This is a genomic window from Stenotrophomonas sp. I18B00994 (assembly GCF_014145825.1).
GTDB classification, from domain to species: Bacteria; Pseudomonadota; Gammaproteobacteria; order Xanthomonadales; family Xanthomonadaceae; genus Stenotrophomonas; species Stenotrophomonas maltophilia.
In genome coordinates, this window is sequence record NZ_JACIUW010000009.1 from 138,841 (window position 1) to 156,582 (window position 17,742).

At 66.6% G+C, this 17,742-nt stretch carries 16 protein-coding genes; 7 read left to right on the forward strand and 9 right to left on the reverse strand.

Annotated elements, in window-relative coordinates:
• Positions 1 to 291 precede the first annotated feature (291 nt).
• Positions 292 to 1,314, forward strand: a complete 1,023-nt coding sequence (tdh, locus tag H4O10_RS12275; protein ID WP_010483949.1) for an L-threonine 3-dehydrogenase — start codon at positions 292 to 294, stop codon at positions 1,312 to 1,314.
• A gap of 132 nt (positions 1,315 to 1,446) precedes the next feature.
• Here tdh and H4O10_RS12280 read toward each other — a convergent pair whose 3' ends face one another.
• A complete protein-coding gene (locus tag H4O10_RS12280; protein ID WP_005412357.1) occupies positions 1,447 to 2,142 on the reverse strand; it encodes a TorF family putative porin in 696 nt (231 codons plus the stop codon).
• A 198-nt stretch (positions 2,143 to 2,340) separates the two neighbouring features.
• On the opposite strand from H4O10_RS12280, the gene kbl reads away from it, so the two are divergent.
• Positions 2,341 to 3,549, forward strand: coding sequence for a glycine C-acetyltransferase (kbl, locus tag H4O10_RS12285; protein ID WP_049403840.1), 1,209 nt, complete (start codon positions 2,341 to 2,343; stop codon positions 3,547 to 3,549).
• Between the two features lie 84 nt (positions 3,550 to 3,633).
• Here the strand turns inward: kbl and H4O10_RS12290 are convergent, their stop codons facing one another.
• The 4 genes from H4O10_RS12290 to H4O10_RS12305 all read right to left on the reverse strand — a co-directional run bounded on the left by H4O10_RS12290 (position 3,634) and on the right by H4O10_RS12305 (position 6,711).
• Entirely contained in the window at positions 3,634 to 3,969 is a 336-nt protein-coding gene (locus H4O10_RS12290) for a hypothetical protein (protein ID WP_049454677.1), read from the reverse strand.
• 85 nt (positions 3,970 to 4,054) lie between these two features.
• On the reverse strand, positions 4,055 to 4,864 hold the full coding sequence (locus H4O10_RS12295) for a pseudouridine synthase (RefSeq protein ID WP_049454676.1): 810 nt from the start codon (positions 4,862 to 4,864) through the stop codon (positions 4,055 to 4,057).
• A gap of 20 nt (positions 4,865 to 4,884) precedes the next feature.
• The gene (locus H4O10_RS12300) at positions 4,885 to 5,391 is read right to left on the reverse strand and encodes a hypothetical protein (protein ID WP_005408235.1); all 507 of its coding nucleotides are present in this window, start codon (positions 5,389 to 5,391) and stop codon (positions 4,885 to 4,887) included.
• Between the two features lie 219 nt (positions 5,392 to 5,610).
• Complete coding sequence (locus H4O10_RS12305; RefSeq protein WP_005408234.1) at positions 5,611 to 6,711, reverse strand: OmpA family protein; 1,101 nt, start codon at positions 6,709 to 6,711, stop codon at positions 5,611 to 5,613.
• Between the two features lie 357 nt (positions 6,712 to 7,068).
• On the opposite strand from H4O10_RS12305, the gene H4O10_RS12310 reads away from it, so the two are divergent.
• The 5 genes from H4O10_RS12310 (at position 7,069) to H4O10_RS12330 (ending at position 12,649) form a co-directional block, all read left to right on the forward strand.
• The gene (locus H4O10_RS12310; protein ID WP_049454674.1) at positions 7,069 to 8,088 is read left to right on the forward strand and encodes a zinc-binding alcohol dehydrogenase family protein; all 1,020 of its coding nucleotides are present in this window, start codon (positions 7,069 to 7,071) and stop codon (positions 8,086 to 8,088) included.
• Positions 8,089 to 8,296: 208 nt separating this feature from the next.
• Positions 8,297 to 8,926, forward strand: coding sequence for a membrane protein (locus H4O10_RS12315; RefSeq protein ID WP_005408232.1), 630 nt, complete (start codon positions 8,297 to 8,299; stop codon positions 8,924 to 8,926).
• Positions 8,927 to 9,165: 239 nt separating this feature from the next.
• Positions 9,166 to 11,196, forward strand: coding sequence for an NADPH-dependent 2,4-dienoyl-CoA reductase (locus H4O10_RS12320; RefSeq protein WP_049454673.1), 2,031 nt, complete (start codon positions 9,166 to 9,168; stop codon positions 11,194 to 11,196).
• Positions 11,197 to 11,494: 298 nt separating this feature from the next.
• Positions 11,495 to 11,953 (forward strand): cell wall hydrolase, encoded by a 459-nt coding sequence (locus tag H4O10_RS12325; protein ID WP_004154513.1) that lies wholly within the window; start codon positions 11,495 to 11,497, stop codon positions 11,951 to 11,953.
• 84 nt (positions 11,954 to 12,037) lie between these two features.
• Positions 12,038 to 12,649 (forward strand): glutathione S-transferase N-terminal domain-containing protein, encoded by a 612-nt coding sequence (locus H4O10_RS12330; protein ID WP_005408230.1) that lies wholly within the window; start codon positions 12,038 to 12,040, stop codon positions 12,647 to 12,649.
• Positions 12,650 to 12,716: 67 nt separating this feature from the next.
• On the opposite strand, the gene H4O10_RS12335 is transcribed toward H4O10_RS12330, so the two are convergent.
• From H4O10_RS12335 to H4O10_RS12350, 4 genes are all read right to left on the reverse strand, one after another.
• Positions 12,717 to 13,772, reverse strand: coding sequence for a suppressor of fused domain protein (locus tag H4O10_RS12335; RefSeq protein WP_005408229.1), 1,056 nt, complete (start codon positions 13,770 to 13,772; stop codon positions 12,717 to 12,719).
• A gap of 46 nt (positions 13,773 to 13,818) precedes the next feature.
• Complete coding sequence (locus tag H4O10_RS12340; RefSeq protein ID WP_033835447.1) at positions 13,819 to 14,322, reverse strand: hypothetical protein; 504 nt, start codon at positions 14,320 to 14,322, stop codon at positions 13,819 to 13,821.
• Between the two features lie 216 nt (positions 14,323 to 14,538).
• Positions 14,539 to 16,419: a propionate--CoA ligase gene (gene prpE / locus H4O10_RS12345; protein ID WP_049454671.1), complete on the reverse strand. Its 1,881-nt coding sequence runs from the start codon at positions 16,417 to 16,419 to the stop codon at positions 14,539 to 14,541.
• Positions 16,420 to 17,072: 653 nt separating this feature from the next.
• Positions 17,073 to 17,687, reverse strand: a complete 615-nt coding sequence (locus tag H4O10_RS12350; protein WP_033835446.1) for an RluA family pseudouridine synthase — start codon at positions 17,685 to 17,687, stop codon at positions 17,073 to 17,075.
• Between the last annotated feature and the right edge of the window lie 55 nt (positions 17,688 to 17,742).

Genomic DNA, 17,742 nt, shown 5'->3' on the forward strand with positions numbered 1-17,742 from the left:
GCGCACATGGAATGGTCCAGAGGGGGCGTGGTCACCCTGGCCGGGACCGTTGGCGCCATGGATGGCGCCATCGAGCACCATGGATGGGCTTTTGCGTGTCCCGGCCAGGGTGACCACGCCCCCTCCCCCGGAATCAAGGAGGCGCTGCTGTTTGCGGCACGTTCGAAACGCCCGCCGGCGCACGCCTTTCGTTCCGCCAATGCACCCGCAGCGCAACATGGGAAATCCGCGCGGCACCCTATAATCCGCGCTTTCCCCCTGATGAGTTCCACCCCGATGGCGCAGCAAACGATGAAGGCCCTGGTCAAGCGCGAAGCGGCCAAGGGCATCTGGCTGGAAGAAGTTCCGGTGCCGACCCCGGGCCCGAACGAGGTCCTGATCAAGCTGGAGAAGACCGCGATCTGCGGCACCGACCTGCACATCTACCTGTGGGACGAGTGGAGTCAGCGCACCATCAAGCCGGGCCTGACCATCGGCCACGAATTCGTCGGTCGCGTCGCCGCACTCGGCTCGGCCGTGACCGGCTATGAAATCGGCCAGCGCGTCTCGGCCGAAGGCCACATCGTCTGCGGCCACTGCCGCAACTGCCGTGGCGGCCGCCCGCACCTGTGCCCGAACACCGTCGGCATCGGCGTCAACGTCAACGGCGCCTTCGCCGAATACATGGTGATGCCGGCCAGCAACCTGTGGCCGATCCCGGACCAGATCCCGTCGGAGCTGGCTGCGTTCTTCGACCCGTACGGCAATGCCGCGCACTGTGCGCTGGAGTTCAACGTGATCGGCGAGGACGTGCTGATCACCGGTGCCGGCCCGATCGGCATCATCGCCGCCGGCATCTGCAAGCACATCGGTGCGCGCAACGTGGTGGTGACCGACGTCAATGATTTCCGCCTGAAGCTGGCCGCCGACATGGGCGCCACCCGCGTGGTCAACGTGGCCAACCAGTCGCTGAAGGACGTGATGAAGGAACTGCACATGGAGGGCTTCGACGTGGGCCTGGAAATGAGCGGCAACCCGCGTGCGTTCAACGACATGCTCGACTGCATGTACCACGGCGGCAAGATCGCCATGCTCGGCATCATGCCCAAGGGCGCCGGCTGCGACTGGGACAAGATCATCTTCAAGGGCCTGACCGTGCAGGGCATCTACGGCCGCAAGATGTACGAGACCTGGTACAAGATGACCCAGCTGGTGCTGTCCGGCTTCCCGCTCGGCAAGGTGATGACCCACCAGCTGCCGATCGACGACTTCCAGAAGGGCTTCGACCTGATGGAAGAAGGCAAGGCCGGCAAGGTTGTTTTGAGCTGGAATTGACCCTTCGCCGTGCGCGATGGGTGGGTGCCGAGCTTGCTCGGCACACCTTGAAATTGAAAAAGGCGCCCGATGGGCGCCTTTTTCTTTGGTGTTGCCGGCCAGCGGCCGGCACTACCCGTAACGCCTGCGGCGTTACTTGCCGACGGCGACGCTCAGCATCACCCGGCTGTGGGCCAGCTTGCCGGAATTGTCACGGCCGTTGCCGTCGGTGCCGTAGTAGCCCAGGCCGACGTTGAACAGGCCGAACTGGCGCGCGACGCCGACGTTCCAGTCGGTGTAGTCCTTGGCGATGCCGTCCTCGAAGGTGCTGCGACCGACGTTGGCATTCAGGGTGAAGTCCTTCGGCAGGCCCCAGCTGCCGCCCAGGCCGAAGTACCAGCCATCGGTGCTGCTGTTCCAGACATCGTTGGTGTAGGCCACCGTCAGCTTGTAGGTGTCATCCAGCGTGGTGGTGGTGATCAGCTCGTTGTAGTTCTGGTGGCTGGACTTCAGGTAGGTGTAGCGGTTCAGCAGCACGTCGAAGTTGACGCGCTCGGTGACGTCCACGCCGTAGCCGATCAGGTAGTCGACCTCGGTCTTCGGGTCACCCGCACCAAAATCCACGCCCGAGCCCCACACGCCTGCGTACAGGCCAACCGGGCTGGTGTAGGTGAAACCGGCCTGCAGGGTCGGATCCTCGTCGGTCTGCGACACACCACGGAACAGGTAATCGGAAACAGCGGTGACGTTCCAGCTGTACGGCGATTCGTTTTCCTGGGCGCTGGCGGCGAACGGGGCGGCCAGGGTCAGGGCAGCGGCAATGGCGAGGCAGGCACGGGCGTGCTTCATGGGCGTCTCCGAGGGTGGCGGGGGCGGGAAGGGGGAGCGGGCAACCGGCGCCAGACAGGCGCGGTTCACGAATTTTTAACCCGTTTGCTATTGCGATGCAACATGTGCCACCCGTGGCGGTGCCCTGCCCGGCCCGGTCGAAGGCCGTCGTAGCCCGGTAGAATCAACGGTTTCCCCGTTCAGAGCCGTGCCCACGCCATGACCGACGCCTCCTCCGCCCTGACCCGCCACTACGCCGAGGAACTGGACGCCATCCGCGCCCAGGGCCTGTTCAAGTCCGAGCGGATCATCACCAGCCCGCAGTCGGCCGAGATCACCCTCGAGGATGGCCGCAAGGTGCTGAACTTCTGTGCCAACAACTACCTGGGCCTGGCCGACCATCCGGACCTGATCCAGGCCGCCAAGGATGCGCTGGATACCCACGGCTTCGGCATGGCCTCGGTGCGCTTCATCTGCGGTACCCAGGACCTGCACAAGCAGCTGGAGAAGCAGATCGCCGACTTCTTCGGCAAGCAGGACACCATCCTGTACGCGGCCTGTTTCGACGCCAACGGCGGCCTGTTCGAACCGCTGCTCGGTGAGAACGACGCGATCATTTCCGATGCACTGAACCACGCCTCGATCATCGACGGCGTGCGCCTGTGCAAGGCCAAGCGCTTCCGCTACGCCAACTGCGACATGGCCGACCTGGAAGCCCAGCTGCAGGCCGCCGATGCCGCCGGCTGCAAGACCAAGCTGATCACCACCGACGGCGTGTTCTCGATGGACGGCTTCATTGCTCCGCTGGACGAGATCACCGCGCTGGCGAAGAAGTACAACGCGCTGGTGCACATCGACGAATGCCACGCCACCGGCTTCCTCGGTGCCACCGGCCGCGGCTCGGCCGAAGTGAAGGGCGTGCTGGAGAAGATCGACATCATCACCGGCACCCTGGGCAAGGCCATGGGCGGTGCACTGGGCGGCTTCACCTGCGCCAGCGCCGAGGTGATCGAGCTGCTGCGCCAGCGTTCGCGGCCGTACCTGTTCTCCAACTCGCTGCCGCCGCATGTGGTGGCCGCCGGCATCAAGGCGTTCGAGATGCTGGCCGCCGCTGACGACCTGCGCGACACCCTGGTGGAGAACACCCGCTACTTCCGCGAAAAGATGGTCGCCGCCGGTTTCGACGTGAAGCCGGGCGTGCACCCGATCAGCCCGGTGATGCTGTACGACGCACCGCTGGCGCAGAAGTTCGCCGAGCGCCTGCTCGAAGAAGGCATCTACGCGATCGGCTTCTTCTTCCCGGTGGTGCCCAAGGGCCAGGCCCGCATCCGCACCCAGATCAGCGCTGCGCACAGCCGCGAGCAGCTGGACCGCGCGATCGATGCGTTCACCCGCATCGGTGTCGAGCTGGGCGTGATCAAGGGTTGATCCCAGCGGTCAAAGCGTGCCGACCAAGGTCGGCACCTACCAGAGCTTGAGGGCGTGCCGACCGAGGTCGGCACCTTCCCGGCATCACTTCTTTTTCTTCTTGCCCTTCGGCTCGTCCTTGCTGGCCACCACCACCGGCTTGGCGGCAGCGTCCTGGCCGTTGCCCTTGGCAACGCGGATGCCGTTGGCCTTCATCCAGGCATCGAACTCATCGGCGGTCATCTTCTTGTCGCCGTTGCTCATCAGGAAGCGGTAGCTGCCGCGGCCATCCAGCTCCGGGGTCTTCACTTCCACCACCGGGGTTTCGGCCGGCGCTTCTGCCTTGGCCACCTTCTTGTGGCCACCACAGGCGGTCAGCAGCACCATCGGCAGCAGCAGGCCTGCGCAGCGCAGGGTTTGGTTGAGGGTCGGGTGGTACATGGGCAGGCTCCGTTCGGGAAGTTCAGCAACCAGGCGCCCCCTACGCCTGGAACGGTGGCCGGCAACCGCCGGCCGCGGGCGATGATCAGCCCGGTGCAGCGGCCCCCAGCCGCCGCTGGTCATTGACCTCCAGCATCCGCCACTGGCCCTTGCCGAGATCGCCGAGCTGCAGCCCGCCGATCGCAACCCGGACCAGGCGCAGCACCTGCAGGTCGAAGGCCGCCAGCAGGCGGCGGATGTGGCGGTTGCGGCCCTCGTCGAGGACCACCTCCAGCCACGCGGTCTTGTCGCCGCTGCGCAGCACGCGCACGGCCTGGGCCACGAGGAACTCGCCCTCGTCCTCCACGCCGGCCTGCAGGGCCGCCAGCGTGGCGTCATCGGGCAGGCGGTCGACCTGCACGTGATACGTCTTCTGCGGACCCGTTTCCGGATCGGTCAGGCGCGCGGCCCACTGCGGATCGTTGCTGAACAGCAACAGCCCTTCACTGGCCTTGTCCAGGCGCCCGACCGGCGCTATCCACGGCAGCCCTGCACCATCGAAACAGCGGTAGACGGTGTCGCGGCCACGCTCGTCCTGCACGGTGGTCACCACCCCGCGTGGCTTGTTGAGCATCAGGTACAGGCGCTGCGGCGCGCCCATCGGCTGGCCATCGACCTCGATCGGCGGCGCCGGCTGGCCAATCGGGAACTCGGGATCCCGCACGATGCGGCCGGAGACGCGTACGCGGCCCTCGGCAATCCAGCGCGCGGCCTCGCTGCGCGAGCAGACGCCGGCCTTGGACAGCACGCGCGCCAGGCCATGACGGACACCGGCGGCTGTGGCAGCGGGAGTCGCACGCCCACGCGATGCGTGGGAGCGGGCGGCGGGGGCGGCAGGTGGGCGGCGCGTGCGCAAGCCTCTGCTCCCCGCGGCGCTTACTTCTTGTCGACCGGCTTGGTCTCAGCCGGTGCTTCGGCCGGGGCCGGAGTGGCGGCCGGAGCCGGACGCGCCTTGACCACACGCACGCCACGCGCCTTCATCCAGGCGTCGAACTCCTCGGCGGTCATGCGCTTGCCGTTCTGGCTCATGTCGAAGCGCCAAGGCGTGTTGTCGAATTCGGTCTGCGGCTTGTAGGCCGCCGGATCGTTCGGCTTCACCGCCGGTGCGCTCGGAATGGCCTTGGCGATGTTCTGGCAGCCATCGATGCGCAGGCGCTGCAGCACCTGGTCCAGCGACTGCGACGGATCGTAGTTGCTGCTCAGCACGCCGGCCGGCATGCCCAGCTGGTTGCCACGGATGTAGAGCTCGTCGGCCACCGGCGCGATGGTCGTGGCCGGCAACGGCAGCGGCGAGGCGCTGGTGTTGACCGAGCAATCGACCGCAGCGTGAGCGGCGGGAACCAGGGCCAGCGCCAGGACGGCGGCCGATGCAGAGCGCAGCATGAAGGGCATCCAGGAAAGGAAGTGACGCGGCGAGTTTAGCAATGCCGCGACAGCTTTCAAGCGCCACTTTCAATGAATACGGCAACCCATTGGTTTTACGGACAAAAACCCGACGAACGGTTACCCCCGGACCGGCAGGCACCGGATTCCAGGCCGCAGAAACAACAAGACCCGGCCGAAGCCGGGTCCTGCTGTGTCCTACTGGCAGAGCGTCAGAACTTAGTTCTGGACGTTCAGCTCGGTACGACGGTTCTTGGCGCGACCTTCCGGGTTGTCCGAACCATCCGGGTTGGTGTTCGGAGCAATCGGACGGCTCTCGCCGTAGCCGATCGGGCCGACCAGGCGACCGGCGTCAACGCCGTTCTTGGTCAGGTAGTTGTACACGGCGGTAGCACGACGCTCCGACAGCTTCTGGTTGTAAGCGTCGGTACCCTTCGAGTCGGTGTGACCGGCGACTTCAACGCGCAGATCCGGGTAACGCTTCAGGATCTCGGTGGCTTCGCTCAGGATCGCCACGGCGTCCGGACGCAGGTTCGACTTGTCGAAGTCGAAGTTGACGCCCTTCAGGTCGATGGAGACCGGCACCGGGCAACCGTCCGGACCGATGGTCTGACCCGGCTGCGAGTTCGGGCACTTGTCGTCGCAGTTGTTGACGCCGTCACCGTCGTCATCCAGGTCGGCGCAGCTCGGGGCAACCGGAGCCGGAGCCGGAGCAGCCGCGACCGGAGCCGGGCCCAGCGGGATCACGACGCCGACCGAAGCCAGCACGTCGCCGAACCAGCTTTCATCGTTGCCGGCACGCTTCGGGTTCACGCTCTGGTCGTCGAAATCAGCGCGGTAGGCGACTTCGGCACGGACAGCGACGCGCTTCTCGAAGGTGGTCTGCAGACCGACGCCGACCTTGGCGGCAAAGTTGCCGTCCTTGCGGTCAGCCAGGCCACCGCTGATCGGGTTGTACTCTTCTTCCGACTTCTGGTAGCCCAGGCCGGCCAGCAGGTACGGGTTCCAGCCGCGGCCTTCCTTGATGAAGTGGCGACGCAGGTCCAGCGAGACGCCGTACTGCGACCAGTTCATGTCCTTGTTGGCGTCGAAGTTCGGGTTCTGGTAGTTCAGCTCACCGTCCAGCGACCAGTTCGGGCTGATGAACTTGCCCAGGCCCAGGGTGACGAACGGAGCGTCATTGGTCAGGCGGTCGCTGTCCTGGAAGTTGAAGCCGGCCGAACCGGTCAGGTACCAGCGGTCATCGAACTCCTGCGCGGACGCAGCCTGGGCGAAAGCCAGACCACCCAGCAGCGCGGCAGTAAGGATCTTCTTGTTCATTGAGTACAGCTCCTATTTCGGGGGTATGAAACCGGTAGAGGCATGGGCCAGCACTAGTGCGTCGATGTTCGACAGCCGATTCAGCACGCCACCGCCGCGAACATTATGCTCAGGCGGGTGAAGGTCATGTTAACAGTCCCGTAACATGTGAAGTATCGCGCCCGACCCTCCACCGGTCCGACGTTGAAACCCTATACAGGATGATGAAAATCCGCAAGACCCTCACGCTGCAAGGGTTTGACGGGGTTTAAGTGCGGAATACGACATATTGCGCAACAGCTTGCTCCACCCGATTCAGCGTATCTGCTGAAACGTGAGGAACTCTATGATGGAGCCACGTACCCAGCCGGAGCCGAGATGAAAGCCGTCGCCCTGAGTCGTGAATCCGCCCCCGCCCTCTGCGATATCCACCTCCCCCCGCCGCTGCCTCCGGGTGGCCGCGACCTGCTGATCCGGGTCGAGGCCGTCTCGGTGAACCCGGTCGACGGCAAGCAGCGGGCGGCCACCGATCCGGCCACGCTCGAAGCACCCCGCGTACTCGGCTGGGACGCCGCCGGGGTGGTCGAAGCGATCGGCGAGGACGCCAGCCTGTTCGCGTCCGGCGACGAGGTCTACTACGCCGGTGATGTCACCCGGCCGGGCTGCAATGCGCAGTTCCACCTTGTGGACGAACGGCTGGTAGCGCGCAAGCCGACCACGCTCGACTTCGCCGAAGCGGCCGCACTGCCACTGACCACGCTCACCGCATGGGAACTGCTGTTCCAGCGCATGCCATTGCAGCTGGATGATCGCCGCCATGCCGGCCAGCACCTGCTGGTGATCGGCGGAGCAGGCGGTGTTGGATCGATGGCGATCCAGCTGGGCCGGCACGCCGGATTCGAGGTGATCGCCACCGCCTCGCGTGAATCGTCGATCGACTGGTGCCGGCAGATGGGTGCCCAGCATGTGATCGACCACCGGCAGCCGCTGCTGCCCCAGCTGCAGGCATCGGGCATCGACGCAGTACAGGTCGCGCTCAACCTGGCCGACACCGACCATTACTGGGATGCGTTGGGTCAGCTGCTGGCGCCACAGGGCCATGTCGGCCTCATCGTCGAACCGCGCGGCGCGCTGCGCATCGGTGATCCCTACAAGGCCAAGTGCATCGGCATCCACTGGGAGTTCATGTTCGCGCGTTCGCGCTTCGCCACGGCGGACCGCATCGAACAGCACCGCATCCTCAGCCGCGCGGCCAGCATGATCGACGCTGGCCAGCTGCGCGGCACCCTCAGCGAGACGCTGGGCGCGATCAATGCGGCGAATCTGGACATCGCGCATCAGCGCTTGGCCAGCGGGCGCACGGTGGGCAAGCTGGCGCTGGCCGGCTGGAGCGACTGAGCCAGGCTGGAACGCCGGTGCAGTGCCGGGCCATGTTCGGCTGGCGGTGCCAGGCAAAGCAGCCGAGCATGGCCCAGCTCCACAGAACGTCCCATACGCAGGATCGACGACTCCTGTAGCGGCGGATCGGCCGTCATCTGTATCTATGGGAGTGACTGAATCGGGATTACGGTGGAAACAGATCCCTCCCCTCTCCCCGAGCGCCGCCATGCCCACCGCCCTGCCCCTGCGTCTGCTGCAACTGATCATCGGCCTGTTCCTGTACGGCTTCGGCGCCTCGCTGATGATCCGTGCAGCGATCGGCGTGGCCCCCTGGGACGTGTTGTCGCAGGGCATCGCCGCACAGACGCCGCTATCGTTCGGCCTGGCCACCAATGTGATCGGTGCGCTGGTGCTGCTGCTGTGGTGGCCATTGCGACAGAAGCCGGGCGTCGGCACCGTGCTCAACGTGATGTTGATCGGTCCATCCGCGCAGTTCGGGCTGTGGTTGCTTCCCCCGGCAGTCGGCCTTGGCTGGCAGCTGGCGATGTTCTGCGCCGGCATGCTGCTGGTCGCCCTGGCCACCGGCCTGTACATCGGCGCCAAGCTCGGGCCCGGCCCGCGCGACGGCCTGATGACCGGCCTGCATGCCCGCACCGGCTGGCCGATCTGGAAGGTGCGCAGCCTGATCGAGGGCAGCGTGCTGCTGCTGGGCTGGTGGCTCGGCGGCAATGTCGGTGTCGGCACCCTCGCCTTCGCCCTGCTGATCGGCCCCCTGTGCGGGGTAACGCTGGGCTGGTTCGGGATTGGGCGTCCCCCGGTAGTGCCGGCCGCTGGCCGGCAACCGCAATCACCCTGAGCTGATCGGGATGCCGGCCAGCGGCCGGCACTACCGCCCCCGGAGTTCGGGGGCAGCGCCGCAGGCGCGGGGGGTGGAGGCAGGTAAGTGGGGCCCGCGGTTCGCGCAGCGAAATGCGGGAGCGACAGCACGCATGTGCCGAGCGTACCCGGCCAGCGGCCGGCACTACCGCCCGCGCCCCTTGCCCCAGCCGCCGTTTCCCGGCACGCTTCGCGCTTCCGTACGCAAGCGTATCGATCATGTCGCCAGCCAACGAAAGCGCCTATCCCCACCTGTTCGCCCCGCTGGACCTGGGCTTCACCCAGCTGCGCAACCGCGTGCTGATGGGTTCGATGCACACCGGCCTGGAAGATCGCGCCCGCGACTTCCCGCGCCTGGCCGCCTACTTCGCCGAACGCGCCGAAGGTGGCGTCGGCCTGATCGTCACCGGTGGCTTCGCGCCGAACGTGGTCGGCTGGCTGAAGCCCTTTGGCGGAAAGCTGTCCTGGCCCTGGGAAGTACGCCCGCACCGGCAGCTCACCACCGCCGCGCACCAGCACGGCGCGAAGATCTGCCTGCAGCTGCTGCATGCCGGCCGCTATGCCTACCATCCCCTGTCGGTGGCACCGTCGAAGCTGAAGGCGCCGATCAACCCGTTCCCCCCCCGTGCGCTGTCGGCCAGCGGCGTCGAGCGGCATATCGCCGACTACGCACGCAGCGCAAAGCTGGCCCGTGAAGCCGGCTACGATGGCGTCGAAGTGATGGGCTCGGAGGGCTACCTCATCAACGAGTTCATCGCCCCGCGCACCAACAAGCGCTCCGACCGCTGGGGTGGCGACGCCAACCAACGCATGCGTTTTGCAGTGGAGATCGTGCGCCGCATCCGCGAGGCCTGCGGCCCGGACTTCATCATCATCTACCGCCTGTCGCTGGTGGATCTGGTTGACGACGGCAGCAACTGGGAAGAGATCGTGCAGCAGGCCCAGGCCATCGAGGCGGCTGGCGCGACGATCATCAATTCCGGCATCGGCTGGCACGAAGCGCGCATCCCGACCATTGCCACCTCGGTGCCGCGCGCCGCCTTCGCCGGTGTCACCGCCAAGCTCAAGCCGCATGTAACGGTGCCGCTGGTGGCGACCAACCGCATCAACATGCCCGACGTCGCCGAGCGCATCCTCGCCAGCGGCGGCGCCGACATGGTTTCGCTGGCGCGCCCGCTGCTGGCCGACCCGCAATGGCCCAACAAGGCCCGCGCCGGCCGCGCCGAGGCGATCAACACCTGCATCGCCTGCAACCAGGCCTGCCTGGACCACGTGTTCGAGAACAAACTGGCCAGCTGCCTGGTCAATCCGCGTGCCGCACACGAGACCGAGCTGGTCTACCGCCCGGCTGCCACGCCGAAAAAGGTCGCGGTGGTCGGCGCAGGTCCGGCCGGCCTGGCTTGCGCCACGGTGGCCGCCGAGCGCGGCCACCAGGTCACCCTGTTCGATGCCAACGACGAGATCGGTGGCCAGTTCAACGTGGCCAAGCGCATTCCCGGCAAGGAAGAGTTCCACGAGACCCTGCGCTATTTCCGCCACAAGCTGGCTGAAACCGGCGTGCAGCTACGCCTTGGCACGCGAGCAGACGCGGCCAGCCTGGCCGGCTTCGACGAGGTGGTGCTGGCCACCGGCATCACGCCGCGCAAGGTCGACTTCCCCGGCGCCAACCACGCCAAGGTGGTCAGCTACCTGGACGTGCTGCTGGGCCGGGTCGAAGTGGGCGCCAGTGCGGCGATCATCGGCGCCGGCGGCATCGGCTTCGATGTCGGCGAGTTCCTCAGCCACGCTGGTGAGTCCCCCTCGCTGGACCCACAGCGCTGGATGGCCGAATGGGGCGTGGACAGCACGTTCGAGGCCCGCGGCTCGCTGGCCAGGCCGCAGCCCGAGGCATCGCCGCGGCGGCTGTGGCTGCTGCAGCGCAGCCCCGGCAAGCCCGGCGCGCGGCTGGGCAAGACCACCGGCTGGATCCACCGCGCCACGCTGAAGGCCAAGGGCGTGCGCATGCTCGGCGGCGTCGAGTACCTGGGCGTGGACGACGAAGGCCTGCGCATCCGCGTGGAAGGCAGCGAACAGCTGCTGCCGGTCGATCATGTGGTGATCTGCGCCGGGCAGGAACCGAACCGCGCATTGCAGGCCGAGCTGCAGGCCGCCGGCATCAACGCGCAGCTGATCGGCGGTGCCGATGTAGCGGCCGAACTGGACGCCAAGCGGGCCATCGACCAGGGCAGCCGGGTGGCCGCCGCGCTCTGATGAGCGCATGAATGGGGGACGGAATGTGATTTCCGTCACCCCTCCCGAACCTGAATGTCAAGCCGGACGGTTCACGATGCGTTCGGCTACGCCCCCCTACCTTGCGCCATCTTTCCGCTCACCAGCCAGTTTCCGGTGAGCCGGCGCAGCCCCCACGATCGGTACTGGTCGTTTCTTTTGGGGCTGCCCACGGGGCGGCCCCGATGGCCGCCTCCCCATGACGCCAAGTCGTACCCCGCATCCTGTCGCCCCCGCGACTGGAAGCGGAGAGTGCGGCCCATACGGAGCAAGGAGTTATATGAAACTGGCCTGGATTCTCTGGCTGTCGCAGTTGTTGCCGCAGCCGGCCGCTGATTCACTGTGTCTGAGCACCACCGTTTATCTGGAAGCCCGCGACCAGACCCTGCGCGGCCAGCAAGCCGTTGCCGAGGTCGCCCTGCGCCGCCTCGACAGTGGCCTGTGGGGCGACTCGATGTGCCAGGTGGTCACCGCGCGCAAGCAGTTCGCGCCGACCATCGTCTCCCCCGGCACCCAGCTGGGCAATGACGCGGCCTGGAGCGAGGCAATGAACGTGGCCTTCGACGCCGAGCGCAACTGGGCGCTGCCGGCCGGCGAGCGCCGCGAGATCGTGCCCGGTGCCAGCCACTTCGCCGCGTTGTCCATCGCCAGCCCGAACTGGCGCAACGCCTACCAGGTGGCCACCATCGGCGATCACACCTTCTATAAGGTGCAGAACCTCAAGCCGCGGCAGTCGTAACGATCCGTGCTGGCGGCAGCGTTGCCGCCCGCTGGCAGGCTCTGGGATAGTGGGCGTTTCCCGCCCGCATCACCTGGAGTTCCCATGAAGCTGTACAGCAAGCCCGGTGCCTGTTCCACCGCCGACCACATCGCCCTGCAGTGGACCGGCCAGCCGTTCGAGGTCGAACTGCTGAACAAGGACACCCTCAAGGGTCCGGAATTCCTCAAGATCAATCCGGCCGGCGCCGTTCCCGCGCTGGTCGATGGCGACTTCGTGCTGCTGCAGAACGCCGCGATCATGGGCTATATCGCCGACACCTACCCGCAGGCCGGCCTCGGCGGCGATGGCAGCGCGCGCCAGCGTGCCGAAGCTACCCGCTGGCTGGCCTTCGTCAATTCCGACGTGCATCCGGCCTTCTCGCCGCTGTTCGCACCGGGCAAGTTCATCGCCGACGAAAGCCAGTTCGATGCGATCCGCGCCGCCGCACACAAGCGCCTGCGTGGCCTGTTCGAGACCGCTGACAGGCAGCTGGCCGACAAGCCCTGGCTGGCCGGCTTCCGCAGTTTCGCCGACCCGTACTTCTACATCACCCTGCGTTGGGCCGCCGGCACCAAGGTCGACCTGTCGGGCCTGGACAACCTGGCCGCCTACAAGGCACGCATGGACGCCGATGCCGGCGTGCAGGCCGCACTGAAGGCCGAAGGCCTGGCCTGAGCCTGACCCGGGGTCGGATCCGTCTGCACAGCAGGCGGCTCTGACCCCACCGGCGCCATCACCACACTCAGCCGATCTGGCGGATCACTTCACCGTTGGCATCGCGCAGGTAGGTCGGCACCACTTCGATGCGCAGCGCTCCCGCCACCGGGTAGATGCCACGTTCGGCACGCACGCCCGCCAGGGCCTGCAGCCCCGTCTCGTCCAGCGCCCAGCGCGCGCTGTCGGCCGATACCTCGCCGGTTTCACCGCGCGCTGCCGGAATGAACTCCCACTGCCGCTCGCGGCTGGCCAGTTCCAGCGATTTGCCGTGGCGCAGGCGCAATGGCAGCAGCTCGCACACACTGGCCACCTGCCCGGCGCCGAGCACCAAGGTGGTGACCCCCGCCTCCTGCCGCCAATCCAGTGTCTCGATGAACAACATGCCGGTGCTGGAGCCCTCGCGCTCGCTGCCGGCCCGCACCTGTGCGGCGAGTGTCGGATCCTCCAACAGGTTGCCGCGATGCAGGTCGCTGATCCACAGCGGCATCGCCGGTTGCAGCGCCTGCAGCACGCCGCGCGTCGACCAACGCTTGACCGCTTCCATCTCCTCATCGGTCAGCCCGACCAGCTGCAGGAACTGCAGGTGGCCATTGGCGGTGTCGCGCGCAGGCAACTGCGGATCGGCGATGAAGGCCAGGTGGCACAGGCGCGTGCCGGTCTCCAGCGCGATCGGGCCGTTGGCGTTCAGATGGTGACCATCCTCGAACACGTTGCCGCTGCCAAACACGTAGCGCGCCAGGTTCTGCAGCAGGTTCATCGGCCACACCGGCGGGTTGCTGCCGGCGTGCTCACCGGCTTCAGCAGCCAGGCGGAAGGTCAGCTCGAAACCATAGCCGCTGGCGGCGGCATCGCTGCTCTCCTTGGTGTACAGCTCGGAGAAGCCGTAGGTGATGTAGTGCCAATGCGGTACCGGTGCATCCACCCAGTAAACGCTGATGCCATCCAGTGGATCCTGGCCACCCAGCGTGTACGGCAACGCCGTACCGTAGTGACGGGGTTCCTGGCCGGCATACAGCGGCGCCAGCGCCGCATTGATCGCGTCCCAGCCTGGGGTGTCGGTGTCGTCGTGGTCGTCCTGCACGCGGGACTCCTTGTGGGGAAGTGAACCGATCACTTTACGCGGTGGCTCATGCCTGCACGACCTCGCCGCCACCATTGACCACGGCGGCCTGGGTTTCCTGCCACCAGCGCTGCGCCAGCGCCGGGCTGCGCGCCTTGCCCACCGCCGCCAGCAGTTCCGGGCACAGGCGTTCCAGTGCAAGTGCATCGGTGCAGCGTTCAATCTTCAACTGCATGAAGTAGCCCTTCAGGCCCAGGTGGCGCCGCACCGCCTCGCTCATCGCGTCGTACAGCTGCTGGTACAACGCCGGATCCTGTTCGCGGCCGGTGCTGATGCCACGTACCGGTGCCAGCTCGGCATTGCCACCGATCACTTCGATCAGGCCCTGCGCTTCCAGCTGCTCCAGTGCATCGGCCGGCGCGCGCAGGCCTTCGAACAGGCCACGCAGTTCGGTGTCATCGCGATGGCCGTCGACCATCAGCAGGATCGAACGCAGTGCCGCCGGCAGGCGCCGGCCACGGTCTTCGATTTCCTGACGGCCAGCAGCCGTCTTGGCGTGCAGCAATGCCATTGCCTCCCCCTCCCTCGATGCACAATGCCGGCGCGCCCTGACGGGCACGCCCCCCTGTGTGCCATCCCCGGACGGCACGCGCCTTCCCCGGCGCGCGCCGCGTATTGCAGGTCGATGACAGGCCGAGCTTAGCGCAAGTGCCGCGGGTAGTGCCGGCCGCTGGCCGGCAACCTCGGGATTGAGGGGGGGGGCCGGCCAGTAGCCGGCACTACCGGATCAACGGCCCAGCGCGCGGCGGATCTCCTCCAGCGCGCTGGGGTCGTCCAGCGTCGACAGGTCACCCGGGTCGCGCTGTTCGGCCAGCGCCTGCAGCGAGCGCCGCAGCAGCTTGCCGGAGCGGGTCTTGGGCAGTGCATTGACCACGTGTACGTGCGCCGGGCGTGCGACCGCGCCGAGCGAGGTGGTCACCGTCGCCATCATCTCGGCCACCACCGGCGCCGGATCCTCGCCATCCAGGCCCTGCTTGAGGGTGACGAACACCAGCGGCACCTGCCCCTTCAGTTCATCCTTGACCCCGATCACGGCGGCCTCGGCCACCCGCGGATGGCTGGAAATGGCCTCCTCGATCTCGCGCGTGCCCAGACGGTGCCCGGCTACATTGATGACATCATCGGTGCGACCGAGGATGAAGGTGTAGCCATCGTCGTCGCGGATCGCCCAGTCCAGCGAGCTGTACAGCAGTTCCTTGAAGTGGCTGAAGTAGCTCTGCAGGAAGCGGCTGTCATCATTCCACACGGTGCTCATGCAACCCGGCGGCAGCGGTGGCGACACCACCAGCACGCCCTTCTGCCCCGGTGCGACTTCCTCGCCAGTGTTCTCGTCGATCACCTTCATCCGATAGCCGAGATTGGGGAACCCGGGCGAGCCGAAACGCACCGGCTTCATCTCCAGGCCCGGCAGCAGGGTCAGTGCCGGCCAGCCGGTTTCGGTCTGCCAGTAGTTGTCGATGATCGGCTTGCCGAGCGCTTCGCTGATCCAGTGCGCGGTCGGCTCGTCGAGCGGCTCGCCGGCCAGGAACAGGTACTTCAGCGCACGCAGGTCGTGGCGATGGATGAAGTCCGCGTCGTGCTTCTTCAGCACGCGGATGGCGGTGGGCGAGGAGAACATCGTGCGCACGTTGTACTGCTCGCACAGCGCCCACCAGATGCCGGGATCCGGATTGGTCGGCAGGCCTTCGTACAGCAGCGAGGTGCAGCCACCGATCAGCGGGCCGTACACATTGTAGGAGTGGCCCACCGCCCAGCCGACATCGGAGGTGGAGAACATCACCTGGCCCGGCTTGCAGTCGAACACGGTCTCCATCGACTGCGCCATCGCCACTGCATAGCCGCCCACATCGCGCTGCACGCCCTTCGGCTTGCCGGTGGTGCCGGAGGTGTACAGCAGGTAGCTCGGTTCGCTCGCTTCCAGCCACTGCACCGGCACATCCACTTCCCCGATCTGTGCATGCAGCGTGGCGTAGTCCACATCACGGCCCGGCACGCGGGGTTCGGCGGCATCCAGCCCGCGCGACACGATCAGCACATGCGGTGGCGGCGACGCCGCCTCGGCGCAGGCGGCGTCGACCATCGGCTTGTACGGAATCAGCTTGCCACCGCGCATGCCGGCATCGGCGGCGATGAGCAGCTTGGGCTTGGCATCGTCGATGCGCAGCGCCAGGTTGTGCGCGGCGAAGCCACCGAACACCACCGAGTGCACCGCACCGATGCGCGCGCAGGCCAGCATCGCGAACACCGCCTCGGCCATGTTCGGCATGTAGATCACCACGCGGTCACCGTGGCCGACACCGAGGTGCTTGAGTACCGCGGCGAAGTCGTTCACTTCGCGGTACAGCTGGCGATAGGTGATCTCGCGCGTGCTGTTGGTTTCGGTGGAGATGGCGACCAGTGCGAGCTGGTCGGCGCGCTCGGCCAGGTGGCGGTCGATGGCGTTGTAGCAGAGATTGGTTTCGCCGCCGACGAACCAGCGCCGGAACGGCGGGTTGCTGTAGTCGAGCACCTGCTGCGGCGGTTTATGCCAATGGATGCGCTTGGCTTCCTCGCCCCAGAAGGCCTCCGGCTCGTCGATCGAGCGACGGTAGGTTTCCTCGTAGTTCATGACGCAGCCCTCCCAGACAAAGTCATGGGTTCGAGGATAGTCCGGTGCTGCCGCGCGGGCCGCCCTACCTTGGTAGGGGGTGGGGTTTGTTATGCAGGGCTTGCAGCCCTGCACCTGCAGAAGCCGAAGCCAAAGCCAAAGCAACAGCAGAAGCTGGCTTACTGGGGGATGGCGGGGTGGATCCGGTGGCGGGAGACGCCGTAAACCCGTCCATGGGGGCTTGGCCACGGCATCCATGCCGCGGACACTCCCGCCACCGGACCCACCCCGCCTTCGACAGTTTCCTGCCATCTGTCGGAACGGCGGATTGCGCTGGTAGGTGTCGACCTTGGTCGACACGGTAGATCCACGCAATGCGTGGATGACTCATTCGATATCTGAAAGAAAAATCGTGTCGACCAAGGTCGACATCTACCAACAGCCGTGCGGAACAACGGCCGCAGTTACCAACAGCCGCGGGAATCTGTCAGAGGCGGGGCGGTGTGGGTGGGCAGGACCGTTGGCGCCATGGATGGCGCCATCGAGCCCCCATGGATGGGTTTACGGCGTGTCCTGCCCACCCATACCTCCCCGCCAACCCACGGACAGCCCGCTTTTGACGTTGATGTTGACGTTGATTCTGCAGGTGCAGGGCTGCAAGCCCTGCCGACCCCCTAGAACGGAGCCGCGGACTCGAACGCGAGCGCCTCGCCCGTCAGCGGATGCGTGAACCGCAGGCTGCACGCATGCAGATGCACGCGGTGCGCCGGTGCCGCGTCATACAGCACGTCGCCAACAATCGGATGGCCAATAGTGGCCATGTGCAACCGCAGCTGATGGCTGCGGCCAGTGATCGGTTCCAACGCCACGCGCGTGCGCCGCGCTTCAACATCGCGCACCAGCACGCGCCAACGCGTCAACGCCGGCTTGCCGCGTTCGTGATCGACCATCTGCTTCGGCCGGTTCGGCCAGTCAACGATCAACGGCAGGTCCACTTCACCGGAATCACCCTCGAGCAGCCCCTGCACCACCGCTTCATACCGCTTGCCAACCTGGCGCTGCTCGAACTGCATCGACAACGTCGCCTGCATGTCCTTGCCACGCGCATGCAGCAGCAGGCCGGAGGTCACCTGGTCCAGCCGGTGCACGGTCAACGCATCCGGATACAGCGCCTGCAGGCGCGCGACCACGCAGTCCTGGTTCTCGGCGCTGCGGCCGGGTACGGACAACAGGCCAGCCGGCTTCTCGGCCACCAGCAGTGCGTCATCGATGTAGTGCAGGTGGATCATGCGGTTCCAGGAGCTCCAAATGAAAACGGGGAAGCCGAAGCCTCCCCGTTTTCTG